13 protein-coding genes are annotated in these 13,288 nt (G+C 50.9%); 7 read left to right on the top strand and 6 right to left on the bottom strand.

What is annotated here, in order from left to right; all coding sequences use genetic code 11:
• The first annotated feature begins 18 nt into the window (after window positions 1-18).
• From tdcD to cyuA, 6 genes are all read left to right on the top strand, one after another.
• Window positions 19-1,227 (top strand): propionate kinase, encoded by a 1,209-nt coding sequence (tdcD, locus tag ACJHYW_RS05370; protein WP_001361211.1) that lies wholly within the window; start codon window positions 19-21, stop codon window positions 1,225-1,227.
• A 33-nt stretch (window positions 1,228-1,260) separates the two neighbouring features.
• Window positions 1,261-3,555, top strand: coding sequence for a 2-ketobutyrate formate-lyase/pyruvate formate-lyase (tdcE, locus tag ACJHYW_RS05365; RefSeq protein ID WP_000861747.1), 2,295 nt, complete (start codon window positions 1,261-1,263; stop codon window positions 3,553-3,555).
• Between the two features lie 13 nt (window positions 3,556-3,568).
• Window positions 3,569-3,958 carry an enamine/imine deaminase gene (locus tag ACJHYW_RS05360; RefSeq protein ID WP_000719990.1) on the top strand — a complete coding sequence of 130 codons (390 nt, stop codon included), beginning with the start codon at window positions 3,569-3,571 and terminating at the stop codon, window positions 3,956-3,958.
• Window positions 3,959-4,029: 71 nt separating this feature from the next.
• Window positions 4,030-5,394: an L-serine ammonia-lyase gene (tdcG, locus tag ACJHYW_RS05355; RefSeq protein ID WP_061092736.1), complete on the top strand. Its 1,365-nt coding sequence runs from the start codon at window positions 4,030-4,032 to the stop codon at window positions 5,392-5,394.
• Window positions 5,395-5,668: 274 nt separating this feature from the next.
• Complete coding sequence (locus ACJHYW_RS05350; RefSeq protein WP_000401598.1) at window positions 5,669-7,000, top strand: amino acid permease; 1,332 nt, start codon at window positions 5,669-5,671, stop codon at window positions 6,998-7,000.
• Between the two features lie 27 nt (window positions 7,001-7,027).
• The gene (gene cyuA / locus ACJHYW_RS05345) at window positions 7,028-8,338 is read left to right on the top strand and encodes a cysteine desulfidase (RefSeq protein ID WP_000460500.1); all 1,311 of its coding nucleotides are present in this window, start codon (window positions 7,028-7,030) and stop codon (window positions 8,336-8,338) included.
• Between the two features lie 133 nt (window positions 8,339-8,471).
• Here cyuA and yhaL read toward each other — a convergent pair whose 3' ends face one another.
• A complete protein-coding gene (yhaL, locus tag ACJHYW_RS05340) occupies window positions 8,472-8,636 on the bottom strand; it encodes a protein YhaL (RefSeq protein WP_001306007.1) in 165 nt (54 codons plus the stop codon).
• Between the two features lie 22 nt (window positions 8,637-8,658).
• Entirely contained in the window at window positions 8,659-9,360 is a 702-nt protein-coding gene (locus ACJHYW_RS05335; RefSeq protein WP_061092735.1) for a pirin family protein, read from the bottom strand.
• Between the two features lie 104 nt (window positions 9,361-9,464).
• Between ACJHYW_RS05335 and yhaJ the strand changes: the two genes are divergently transcribed.
• Window positions 9,465-10,361 (top strand): DNA-binding transcriptional regulator YhaJ, encoded by an 897-nt coding sequence (gene yhaJ / locus ACJHYW_RS05330; protein WP_001041010.1) that lies wholly within the window; start codon window positions 9,465-9,467, stop codon window positions 10,359-10,361.
• Between the two features lie 50 nt (window positions 10,362-10,411).
• Here yhaJ and ACJHYW_RS05325 read toward each other — a convergent pair whose 3' ends face one another.
• The 4 genes from ACJHYW_RS05325 to ACJHYW_RS05310 all read right to left on the bottom strand — a co-directional run bounded on the left by ACJHYW_RS05325 (window position 10,412) and on the right by ACJHYW_RS05310 (window position 13,284).
• Window positions 10,412-10,768 carry a DUF805 domain-containing protein gene (locus ACJHYW_RS05325; protein WP_001198783.1) on the bottom strand — a complete coding sequence of 119 codons (357 nt, stop codon included), beginning with the start codon at window positions 10,766-10,768 and terminating at the stop codon, window positions 10,412-10,414.
• 241 nt (window positions 10,769-11,009) lie between these two features.
• The gene (locus ACJHYW_RS05320; protein WP_000384145.1) at window positions 11,010-11,375 is read right to left on the bottom strand and encodes a DUF805 domain-containing protein; all 366 of its coding nucleotides are present in this window, start codon (window positions 11,373-11,375) and stop codon (window positions 11,010-11,012) included.
• A gap of 282 nt (window positions 11,376-11,657) precedes the next feature.
• Window positions 11,658-12,644: a glutathionyl-hydroquinone reductase YqjG gene (yqjG, locus tag ACJHYW_RS05315; protein ID WP_000531189.1), complete on the bottom strand. Its 987-nt coding sequence runs from the start codon at window positions 12,642-12,644 to the stop codon at window positions 11,658-11,660.
• Window positions 12,645-12,891: 247 nt separating this feature from the next.
• Window positions 12,892-13,284 carry a DoxX family protein gene (locus ACJHYW_RS05310; RefSeq protein WP_000732240.1) on the bottom strand — a complete coding sequence of 131 codons (393 nt, stop codon included), beginning with the start codon at window positions 13,282-13,284 and terminating at the stop codon, window positions 12,892-12,894.
• Between the last annotated feature and the right edge of the window lie 4 nt (window positions 13,285-13,288).

The following is a 13,288-nucleotide window of genomic DNA, read 5'->3' as shown; positions in this document are numbered from 1 at the left end:
CTCAGGATGAGAAAAGAGATGAATGAATTTCCGGTTGTTTTGGTTATTAACTGTGGTTCGTCTTCGATTAAGTTTTCCGTACTCGATGCCAGCGACTGTGAAGTATTAATGTCAGGTATTGCCGACGGTATTAACTCGGAAAATGCATTCTTATCCGTAAATGGGGGAGAGCCAGCACCGCTGGCTCACCACAGCTACGAAGGTGCATTGAAGGCAATTGCATTTGAACTGGAAAAACGGAATTTAAATGACAGTGTGGCCTTAATTGGCCACCGCATCGCTCACGGCGGCAGTATTTTTACCGAGTCCGCCATTATTACCGATGAAGTCATTGATAATATCCGTCGCGTTTCTCCACTGGCACCCCTGCATAATTACGCCAATTTAAGCGGTATTGAATCGGCGCAGCAATTATTTCCGGGCGTAACTCAGGTGGCGGTATTTGATACCAGTTTCCACCAGACGATGGCTCCGGAAGCTTATTTATACGGCCTGCCGTGGAAATATTATGAAGAGTTAGGTGTACGCCGTTATGGTTTCCACGGCACGTCGCACCGCTATGTTTCCCAGCGCGCACATTCTTTGCTGAATCTGGCGGAAGATGACTCCGGCCTGGTTGTGGCGCATCTTGGCAATGGCGCGTCAATCTGTGCAGTTCGCAACGGTCAGAGTGTTGATACCTCAATGGGAATGACGCCGCTGGAAGGCTTGATGATGGGTACCCGCAGTGGCGATGTCGACTTTGGTGCGATGTCCTGGGTCGCCAGCCAAACCAACCAGAGCCTGGGTGACCTGGAACGCGTAGTGAATAAAGAGTCGGGATTATTAGGTATTTCCGGTCTTTCTTCGGATTTACGTGTTCTGGAAAAAGCCTGGCATGAAGGTCACGAACGCGCGCAACTGGCAATTAAAACCTTTGTTCACCGAATTGCCCGTCATATTGCCGGACACGCAGCCTCATTACATCGCCTGGATGGAATTATATTCACCGGCGGAATAGGAGAGAATTCAAGTTTAATTCGTCGTCTGGTCATGGAACATTTGGCTGTATTAGGCGTAGAGATTGATACAGAAATGAATAATCGCTCTAACTCCTGTGGAGAGCGAATTGTTTCCAGTGAAAATGCGCGTGTCATTTGCGCCGTTATCCCAACCAACGAAGAAAAAATGATTGCTTTGGATGCCATTCATTTAGGCAAAGTGAACGCGCCCGCAGAATTTGCATAATTTAGTTGAAGTATTGTAGAGAGATTATTTTTCATGAAGGTAGATATTGATACCAGCGATAAGCTGTACGCCGACGCATGGCTTGGCTTTAAAGGTACGGACTGGAAAAACGAAATTAATGTCCGCGATTTTATTCAACATAACTATACACCGTATGAAGGTGATGAATCTTTTCTCGCCGAAGCAACGCCAGCCACCACGGAATTGTGGGAAAAAGTGATGGAAGGCATCCGTATCGAAAACGCAACCCACGCGCCGGTTGATTTCGATACTAATATTGCTACCACCATTACCGCTCATGATGCGGGATATATTAACCAGCCGCTGGAAAAAATAGTGGGCCTGCAAACGGATGCGCCATTAAAGCGTGCGCTGCATCCGTTCGGTGGCATTAATATGATTAAAAGTTCATTCCACGCCTATGGTCGTGAAATGGACAGTGAATTTGAATATCTGTTTACCGATCTGCGTAAAACCCATAACCAGGGCGTATTTGATGTTTACTCACCGGATATGCTGCGCTGCCGTAAATCTGGCGTGCTGACCGGTTTACCAGATGGCTATGGTCGTGGGCGCATTATCGGTGACTATCGCCGCGTGGCGCTATATGGCATCAGTTATCTGGTGCGTGAACGCGAACTGCAATTTGCCGATCTCCAGTCCCGTCTGGAAAAAGGCGAGGATCTGGAAGCCACCATCCGTCTGCGTGAGGAGCTGGCGGAACATCGTCGTGCGCTGTTGCAGATTCAGGAAATGGCGGCGAAATACGGTTTTGATATCTCCCGTCCGGCGCAGAATGCGCAGGAAGCGGTGCAGTGGCTCTACTTCGCTTACCTGGCGGCAGTGAAATCGCAAAATGGCGGCGCGATGTCGCTGGGGCGCACGGCATCGTTCCTCGATATCTACATTGAGCGCGACTTTAAAGCTGGCGTCCTCAATGAGCAGCAGGCACAGGAACTGATCGACCACTTCATTATGAAGATCCGTATGGTGCGCTTCTTGCGTACGCCGGAATTTGATTCGCTGTTCTCCGGCGATCCAATCTGGGCGACGGAAGTGATCGGCGGGATGGGGCTGGACGGTCGTACACTGGTGACCAAAAACTCCTTCCGCTATTTGCACACCCTGCACACTATGGGGCCTGCACCGGAACCTAACCTGACCATTCTTTGGTCGGAAGAATTACCGATTGCCTTCAAAAAATATGCCGCGCAGGTGTCAATCGTCACCTCTTCCTTGCAGTATGAAAACGACGATCTGATGCGTACTGACTTCAACAGCGACGATTACGCGATTGCCTGCTGCGTCAGCCCAATGGTGATTGGTAAGCAAATGCAGTTCTTTGGTGCACGCGCTAACCTGGCGAAAACGCTGCTGTACGCAATTAACGGCGGGGTGGATGAGAAGCTGAAGATTCAGGTCGGTCCGAAAACGGCACCGCTGATGGACGACGTGCTGGATTACGACAAAGTGATGGACAGTCTCGATCACTTCATGGACTGGCTGGCGGTGCAGTACATCAGCGCGCTGAATATCATTCACTACATGCACGACAAGTACAGCTACGAAGCTTCGCTGATGGCGCTGCACGATCGTGATGTTTATCGCACGATGGCTTGCGGCATCGCGGGTCTGTCGGTGGCGACGGACTCCCTGTCTGCCATCAAATATGCCCGCGTGAAACCGATCCGTGACGAAAACGGCCTGGCGGTGGATTTCGAAATCGACGGCGAATATCCGCAGTATGGCAACAACGACGAGCGCGTAGACAGCATTGCCTGCGATCTGGTTGAACGCTTTATGAAGAAAATTAAAGCGCTGCCAACCTATCGCAACGCCGTCCCCACCCAGTCGATTCTGACTATCACTTCTAACGTGGTGTACGGCCAGAAAACCGGTAACACGCCAGACGGTCGTCGCGCGGGTACACCGTTCGCACCGGGCGCTAACCCGATGCACGGTCGTGACCGCAAAGGTGCGGTAGCCTCGCTGACGTCGGTGGCGAAACTGCCGTTCACCTACGCCAAAGACGGGATCTCGTACACCTTCTCAATTGTCCCGGCGGCGCTGGGCAAAGAAGATCCAGTACGTAAAACCAACCTTGTCGGCCTGCTGGATGGGTATTTCCACCACGAAGCGGATGTCGAAGGCGGTCAACACCTCAACGTCAACGTAATGAATAGGGAAATGCTGCTGGATGCCATCGAGCACCCGGAAAAATATCCTAACCTGACAATCCGTGTCTCTGGCTACGCCGTGCGCTTCAACGCACTGACCCGTGAACAGCAACAGGATGTTATTTCACGTACTTTTACCCAGGCGCTCTGACGCCGGAGGATGTATGAAAAAGATTATCGAAACGCAACGTGCCCCAGGTGCAATCGGCCCTTATGTTCAGGGCGTTGATTTAGGCAGCATGGTCTTCACCTCCGGGCAAATTCCGGTTTGCCCACAGACCGGTGAGATCCCGGCTGATGTGCAAGATCAGGCGCGTTTAAGCCTCGAAAACGTCAAAGCGATCGTGGTTGCTGCCGGGCTGAGCGTGGGCGATATCATCAAGATGACCGTGTTCATCACCGATCTGAATGATTTTGCCACCATCAATGAAGTCTATAAGCAGTTCTTCGATGAGCATCAGGCGACCTACCCGACCCGGAGCTGTGTGCAGGTCGCGCGTTTGCCGAAAGATGTGAAGCTGGAAATTGAAGCCATCGCAGTACGTAGTGCGTAAAGCCTCGTGAGCGGGACGGTCGCAAGGTCGTTCCGCTCCACTTCACTGAACGGCAATCCGAGGGTGTGGATATGATTAGTGCATTCGATATTTTCAAAATTGGGATTGGACCCTCCAGTTCGCATACCGTGGGGCCAATGAATGCCGGAAAAAGTTTTATTGATCGGCTGGAAAGTAGCGGCTTATTAACCGCGACGAGCCATATTGTGGTCGATCTGTACGGGTCGTTGTCACTGACGGGCAAAGGCCATGCCACGGATGTCGCCATCATCATGGGACTGGCAGGAAACAGTCCGCAGGATGTTGTCATTGATGAGATCCCTGCATTTATAGAGTTAGTGACGCGCAGCGGGCGGTTGTCGGTGGCTTCTGGGGCGCATGTTGTTGATTTTCCTGTAGCAAAGAACATTGTTTTCCATCCTGAAATGTTGCCTCGTCATGAGAACGGGATGCGGATTACTGCCTGGAATGGGCAGAAAGAGCTATTAAGCAAAACTTACTACTCAGTCGGTGGCGGATTTATCGTTGAAGAAGAACACTTCGGCCTGTCGCACGATGTCGAAACACCCGTACCTTACGATTTCCACTCAGCAGGTGAACTGCTGAAAATGTGTGATTACAACGGCCTGTCTATTTCTGGCCTGATGATGCACAACGAGCTGGCGCTGCGCAGTAAAGCGGAAATTGATGCCGGGTTTGCCCGTATCTGGCAAGTGATGCATGACGGTATTGAACGCGGGATGAACACTGAAGGCGTGCTGCCTGGTCCGCTCAATGTGCCGCGCCGTGCCGTAGCGCTGCGTCGTCAGCTGGTTTCCAGCGATAACATCTCTAACGATCCGATGAATGTCATCGACTGGATCAACATGTACGCGCTGGCGGTTAGTGAAGAAAACGCAGCTGGCGGGCGCGTGGTAACGGCACCGACTAACGGTGCGTGCGGCATTATTCCGGCAGTGCTGGCTTATTACGATAAGTTCCGTCGTCCGGTAAATGAGCGGTCAATTGCCCGCTATTTTCTTGCAGCCGGGGCTATTGGCGCGCTGTATAAAATGAACGCCTCCATCTCTGGCGCGGAAGTCGGCTGTCAGGGGGAGATTGGCGTGGCCTGTTCAATGGCGGCGGCAGGGTTAACTGAACTACTGGGCGGCAGTCCGGCGCAGGTATGCAATGCGGCGGAAATCGCGATGGAGCATAACCTTGGGCTGACCTGCGATCCGGTTGCCGGACAGGTACAAATCCCGTGCATTGAACGTAATGCCATTAATGCCGTGAAAGCAGTAAACGCCGCGCGGATGGCGATGCGCCGCACCTCGGCACCGCGTGTTTCACTCGATAAAGTGATCGAGACGATGTATGAAACCGGCAAAGATATGAACGATAAATACCGCGAAACATCACGCGGAGGACTGGCTATTAAAGTGGTCTGCGGCTGACATTGCTGTCAGCTTTCATCCTTGGGTGCACAAATGTGCACCTTTTTTTTGTGATCTGCCGCAAATAGAGAATGAATATTCTCTTGTGATTAATTTAGTAGAAAATTCTTATCCATCTCCGTTATTTCAAAGCCTTGATTGTGAAGATTTTCTCTGACCTCGCGCGTATCATTTCTTTATTCTAATAACTCGCCTGCAAAAACGTAGACCGCATATCGCCTTGATGCGGCTCGGAAAAAAATAATAAGCCCTACAAAATATTGAGCGAGAAATTATGGAAATTGCATCGAATAAAGGCGTCATTGCAGACGCTTCGACCCCGGCGGGTCGTGCTGGAATGAGTGAGAGCGAGTGGCGAGAAGCGATCAAATTCGACAGTACTGACACCGGCTGGGTGATTATGAGTATCGGGATGGCGATTGGCGCGGGGATTGTTTTTCTCCCGGTGCAGGTCGGTTTGATGGGATTGTGGGTATTTTTGCTCTCATCGGTGATTGGTTACCCGGCAATGTATCTGTTTCAGCGATTGTTTATTAATACGCTGGCAGAATCACCAGAATGTAAAGATTACCCGAGCGTCATTAGCGGTTATTTAGGTAAAAACTGGGGCATCCTGTTAGGTGCGCTCTATTTCGTAATGCTGGTGATTTGGATGTTCGTCTATTCCACCGCCATCACCAACGATAGTGCTTCCTACCTGCATACCTTCGGCGTGACGGAAGGGTTGCTGTCAGACAGTCCCTTTTATGGTCTGGTACTGATTTGCATTCTGGTGGCGATCTCTTCACGCGGCGAGAAATTGTTATTCAAAATTTCGACCGGCATGGTGCTGACCAAGCTGCTGGTGGTCGCGGCGCTGGGCGTATCGATGGTGGGAATGTGGCATCTGTATAACGTCGGTTCGCTGCCGCCGCTGGGGTTGCTGGTGAAAAACGCCATTATCACCCTGCCGTTTACCCTGACGTCGATTCTGTTTATCCAGACGTTAAGCCCGATGGTGATCTCTTATCGCTCGCGGGAAAAATCGATTGAAGTGGCGCGGCATAAAGCATTGCGGGCAATGAATATCGCGTTTGGTATTTTGTTTGTCACCGTCTTTTTCTACGCCGTGTCGTTCACGCTGGCGATGGGACATGACGAAGCGGTAAAAGCCTACGAGCAGAATATTTCCGCGCTGGCAATTGCGGCGCAGTTTATTAGCGGTGACGGCGCAGCGTGGGTGAAAGTGGTCAGCGTCATTCTCAATATCTTTGCTGTAATGACCGCGTTTTTTGGCGTCTATTTAGGCTTTCGCGAAGCAACGCAAGGGATCGTAATGAACATCCTGCGTCGCAAGATGCCTGCCGAGAAGATTAACGAAAATCTCGTTCAGCGCGGCATCATGATTTTCGCCATTTTGCTGGCCTGGAGCGCCATCGTACTGAACGCACCGGTGTTGAGCTTCACCTCTATCTGTAGCCCGATTTTCGGCATGGTAGGGTGCCTGATCCCGGCGTGGCTGGTTTACAAAGTACCGGCATTGCACAAATACAAAGGGATGTCTCTGTACCTGATTATCGTCACTGGTTTGTTGCTTTGTGTTTCTCCGTTCCTGGCATTTTCTTGATTTACCTGAAATTTTAAGGTTTTTAATATGTTTGATTCGACTTTAAATCCGTTATGGCAGCGTTACATCCTCGCCGTTCAGGAGGAAGTAAAACCGGCGCTGGGATGTACTGAACCGATTTCACTGGCGCTGGCGGCGGCGGTTGCTGCGGCAGAACTGGAAGGTCCGGTTGAACGTGTAGAAGCCTGGGTTTCGCCAAATCTGATGAAGAACGGCCTGGGCGTCACCGTTCCCGGCACGGGAATGGTGGGGCTGCCGATTGCGGCGGCGCTGGGAGCGTTAGGTGGAAATGCTAACGCCGGGCTGGAAGTGCTGAAAGATGCAACTGCGCAGGCAATTGCCGATGCCAAAGCACTGCTGGCGGCGGGGAAAGTCTCAGTTAAGATCCAGGAACCTTGCGATGAAATCCTCTTCTCACGCGCCAAAGTCTGGAACGGTGAGAAGTGGGCGTGTGTCACTATCGTCGGCGGGCATACCAACATTGTGCATATTGAGACGCACAATGGTGTGGTGTTTACCCAGCAGGCGTGTGTGGCAGAGGGCGAGCAAGAGTCTCCGCTGACGGTGCTTTCCAGGACGACGCTGGCTGAGATCCTGAAGTTCGTCAATGAAGTCCCGTTTGCGGCGATCCGCTTTATTCTCGATTCCGCGAAGTTAAATTGCGCGTTATCGCAGGAAGGCTTGAGCGGTAACTGGGGGCTGCATATTGGCGCGACGCTGGAAAAACAGTGCGCGCGCGGCTTGCTGGCGAAAGATCTCTCTTCATCCATTGTGATTCGTACCAGCGCGGCATCCGATGCGCGTATGGGCGGCGCTACGCTTCCGGCAATGAGTAACTCCGGCTCGGGTAACCAGGGGATCACTGCAACAATGCCTGTGGTGGTGGTAGCAGAACACTTCGGGGCCGATGATGAACGGCTGGCGCGTGCGCTGATGCTTTCGCATTTGAGCGCGATTTACATCCATAACCAGTTACCGCGTTTGTCTGCGCTTTGTGCCGCAACGACCGCAGCAATGGGGGCCGCCGCCGGGATGGCATGGCTGGTGGATGGGCGTTATGAAACCATCTCGATGGCGATCAGCAGTATGATCGGCGATGTCAGCGGCATGATTTGCGATGGTGCGTCGAACAGCTGCGCGATGAAGGTTTCGACCAGTGCTTCGGCTGCGTGGAAAGCGGTGTTAATGGCGCTGGATGATACCGCAGTGACCGGCAATGAAGGGATCGTGGCGCATGATGTTGAGCAGTCGATTGCCAACCTGTGTGCGTTAGCAAGCCATTCGATGCAGCAAACGGATCGGCAGATTATCGAGATTATGGCGAGCAAGGCCAGATAAACGCCAGGTTTTGGGTATCGTGCCGGATGCGATGCTGGCGCATCTTATCCGGCCTACGAATTGCACAATTTGTTGATGTTGTTGGGTTTTGTAGGCCGGATAAGGCGTTTACGCCGCATCCGGCAACTTGTCTTTACGCGGTAGCTTCATCTTCGGCTAAACGCGTTTCAGCATCCGCGACGATGGCTTCCAGCTCGCTCAACATCTCTTCATAGCCAAAATTATTGGCGGTGCGAGCTGGTTCTTTCGCCACCACGGGCTTCACTGGCTGACGCTTTTTGGCCGATTTTTTACTCATCATCATCTCCCTGTAAAAACAACTAGACAGGCAAATCTATCAGCAAAGCGCGCAGTGGGGAATCGGCAACCAGCGTAATGTTAGCCTCGTCACGAATAAACGCCCCATCACCGCAGGTTAGCGCCGCTTTCTCTTCATGATGCGTAAGCGCATGAAATTTCCCGTGAATCGATTGCAAATACGCGCGTGGCCCATGCAACTGGAAATTCGCACTTTCGCCTTTGTCGAGCATGATATGGTGCAGCCACACTTGCTGGCGCAATTGCAGGCTTCCCATCCCACCTTCTGGCGAGGCGATTAATTGCTGCTTGCTCATATTAAGCGCCAGTTTTTGAATCAGCGGATTCTCTCGTTGTGGGCAGGCATCCAGCCAAAGTTGCATTCGCGTTAACGATTTGTCTTTGCTGAGATTGTGTTCGCTATAGCTGACACCCGGCTGGGTAGAGAGCAGCAACACCTCACCAGCGCTGGCCTGAACATGATTGCCTTCGCTGTCGCGATACTCAGCTTCTCCATCCAGAATCACATTTAAAATATCGACTTTGGGATAGGTTCGTGGCTGAAAGGCGGCACCTGGGGCCAGCACTTCCTGGTTAAGCACGCGCAGGGAGGCATAGCCTAACAATTTCGGGTCGAAGTAGTGTCCAAAGGAAAAAGTATACCGGGCCTGCAACCATCCGTAGTCTGCTTGTCCACACTGCCTGGCAGTTCGGGTAGTAATCATAATTCTTGACCTCTCTTTACTTCCTTTTATGGTAAGGGGCTGGACGCTACATTGTTAGCCAGATATTCTGCCCGGTATGTTCAAATTTCCTGAATGAGAACGAAATGGCCAAAGAAAGGGCATTAACGCTGGAAGCACTACGGGTTATGGATGCGATCGATCGCCGGGGCAGTTTTGCGGCGGCGGCGGATGAGCTGGGACGCGTGCCTTCCGCACTTAGCTACACCATGCAAAAACTGGAAGAAGAGCTGGATGTGGTGCTGTTTGACCGCTCGGGCCATCGCACCAAATTCACCAATGTCGGGAGGATGTTGCTGGAGCGAGGGCGCGTTTTGCTGGAAGCCGCAGATAAACTGACTACCGATGCGGAAGCTCTCGCGCGCGGTTGGGAAACGCATCTCACCATTGTGACCGAGGCGCTGGTACCGACACCTGCCTTTTTCCCGTTAATCGACAAACTGGCGGCAAAAGCCAATACCCAACTGGCAATCATCACCGAAGTGCTGGCGGGGGCGTGGGAACGACTGGAGCAGGGGCGGGCGGATATCGTTATCGCGCCGGATATGCATTTTCGTTCCTCGTCGGAGATCAACTCGCGCAAACTCTATACCTTAATGAACGTCTATGTTGCCGCGCCTGATCACCCGATTCATCAGGAGCCGGAACCGTTATCTGAAGTGACGCGCGTGAAATATCGTGGAATTGCGGTGGCGGATACCGCTCGTGAGCGCCCGGTATTGACCGTACAGCTACTGGACAAACAGCCGCGCTTAACGGTGAGCACGATTGAAGATAAACGTCAGGCATTACTGGCGGGGCTTGGCGTGGCGACGATGCCGTATCCGATGGTCGAAAAAGACATTGCGGAAGGGCGGTTGCGTGTCGTCAGCCCGGAATCGACCAGCGAGATCGATATTATTATGGCCTGGCGTCGTGACAGTATGGGGGAGGCGAAATCCTGGTGTCTGCGGGAAATTCCCAAACTTTTTAGCGGAAAATAATATTTGTTATTTTTAATAAAAAGGGGCGAAATATCGCCCCAATTCTAAGATTAATTTGAACCAAACTTCGGATCGTTTCCGTAACGATTGCTGCCAGAATTGCCTTCTAAACAGGCAAATACAAACAGAACTAACCAGCCAATGACCGGTACCAGATAGAGAAGCGCCCACGCACCTGAACGGTCAGTATCGTGCAGACGACGAACGCACAGAGCAATGACCGGAATGATTGTTGCTGCCAGGTAAATGAGAGAAAGGAATGGAAACTCTAAACCTAAAATCAATTGAATGACATTGATAATAGCGCCGACGATGGCGTTAATCAGAGTAAACATCCAGTACTCTTTACGACGTGCACGACCAGAGAAACCAACATAATTTTTTAATACGGCTAAATACCACTGCATAAAAACATCCCTTTAATTAAAAGTTGCGAAAGTCTATTCCGGGGATGGAGTAAATGCTATTCGTATCTTTCTTTTTCGGATGTTATAAAGGTTTTGATATTTAAGATAAATACATGGTTATTTTTTATAGGTAATTTATATAACGACATTGAAATAATTTAAATAAACATTAGTAGATTATTTATTCATCAACATAATGATAAAAGCCGGATGAGTCAGACATCCGGCGAGGAGATTTGTTTTAAGGTTCCAGTTTCGGATCTGGTCCAAAGCGGTTTTCGCCTGGCGTACCCGCCTGACAGTTAAAGACGATGATAATAAGCCAGCCGATAAACGGGATTAAGAACAACAGTGCCCACCACGCCGAGCGGTCGGTGTCGTGCAGGCGGCGGAACTGAACTGCCCACCATGGTAAAAACACCAGAATACCGTAGATTGTCGTCAGGATGCCTTCGCCACCGGCACGTTGCCAGCCTAACATTTTATCCAGTAGCCCCAGCACGAACGTAAAGATGATGTTGACCAGAATAAACATCCAGTACTCTTTGCGCCGCGCACGACCCCGGAAACCGACATAATTTTTTAGTACTTTCAGATACCAGTCCATTTTTGCCTCAATTTTGCTCAATCACTTGTTTTTAAAGCAGCAAATTAAGAATAGACGTGAATGAAATGGCAGTAAATATTATCTCTATGAATTAATAAGGCGCTGTGAAGGATAGGGGCAAGCGCAAAATTGCCAGATGCGCTACGCTTATCTGGCCTGCGCGGTCATTGCAACATATTGAATATAAATGTTTTGTAGGTTTGATAAGGCGTTTACGCCGCATCCGACATGAACAACACGCACTTAGCTAATTATCAGAGGCACCTCGTAAGGTGCCTTTTTTTAACCGAAGCGAACATCTCGTCCATGCGGTTCATCGAGATCCTGCCACGGACCAATTGAAATAATCCCCGTAGGGTTGATGGTCTTATGGCTGCGGAAGTAATGATTACGGATGTGATCGAAATTGACTGTTTCGGCAATTCCCGGCATCTGGTAGATATCGCGCAGGAAGCCATACAGATTCAGGTAATCGCTGATGCGGTGCTTATCACACTTGAAGTGGGTCACATACACTGGATCAAAACGCACCAGCGTGGTCCACAGGCGAATATCGGCTTCGGTTAGCTGGTTGCCGGTCAGGTAACGGTGCTGACCTAAAATCTGTTCCAGTCGCGCCAGCGATTCAAACACTTTCGCCACCGCTTCGTCGTAGGCTTGCTGGCTGGTGGCAAAACCGGCTTTATACACGCCATTGTTAACGGTGTCGTAAATCCAGCCGTTAAGTTCGTCAATTTTCGGTTGCAGAGCTGGTGGGTAGTAATCTCCCGCTTTCGCACCCAGCGCATCAAACGCGGTATTGAACATGCGGATGATTTCTGCTGATTCGTTGCTGACGATGGTGTGGTTCTTTTTGTCCCACAGTACGGGAACAGTAACTCGTCCGCTGTAGTGTGGATCGGCGTGGAGATAAAGCTGATACAGAAATTCATGTTGATAGAGCGTGTCGCCGGTTGCTCCCGGAAAACTGTCATCAAAGGTCCAGCCGTTTTCCAGCATCAGCGGGTTCACTACGGAAACGGAAATAAACGGTTCCAGTCCTTTGAGTTTACGCATGATCAGCGTGCGGTGCGCCCACGGGCAGGCGAGTGAAACATAGAGATGATAACGATCTTTCTCTGCGATAAAACCGCCTTTGCCAGTGGGGCCTGGTGCGCCATCGGCAGTGAGCCAGTTACGAAATGCGGAAGCTGAACGTTGAAATTTACCGCCGGTAGATTTGGTATCGTACCAGGTGTCATGCCAGACGCCGTCAATCAGTTGACCCATTTTTCTCTCCTCCAATAGCAAAAACGAGGAGCGTTTCTCCTCGTTTGAGACTGATGGCAAACGCAAAACTGCCTGATGCGCTATGCTTATCAGGCCTACGAGGTTTCTGCAATGTATTGAATTTGCATGTTTTTGTAGGCCGGATAAGGCGTTCACGCCGCATCCGGCATGAACAACGCGCACTTTGTCAACAATCTGAAACGAGGAGTGTTCCTCCTCGTTTTTTATCGTTAAGTATAGCGCGTGCTTACCACTTTTTATTCAGCAGGCGGTCGATGCTATACGCGCCCGGACCGGTAATTGCCAGCAGCAGGAATCCGCCAGAAATTGTCAGGTTTTTCATGAACATCAGCGAGTTGACGCCTTCAGCAAAGTTGCTGTGAAATAAAAATGCCGTCAGCAGCGTAAAGCCCGCAGTAAACAGGGCTGTGGTACGTGTCAGGAAACCGAACAGGATTGCCAGACCACCACCAAACTCAAGCAGAATCACCAGCGGCAGCATAAAGCCGGGGACGCCCATTGCTTCCATATATTGTTGGGTACCCGCGTAGCCAGTAATTTTTCCCCAGCCTGCGGTAATAAACAGAATCGGCATTAAAATACGCGCTACCAGTACACCAACATCTTCTAATTTTTTCATCATA

This window comes from Escherichia sp. WS3063, assembly GCF_046486595.1.
Lineage (GTDB): Bacteria > Pseudomonadota > Gammaproteobacteria > Enterobacterales > Enterobacteriaceae > Escherichia > Escherichia coli.
The sequence above is the reverse complement of the archived record's forward strand: the minus strand, read 5'-3'. Positions and strand labels throughout refer to the sequence as shown.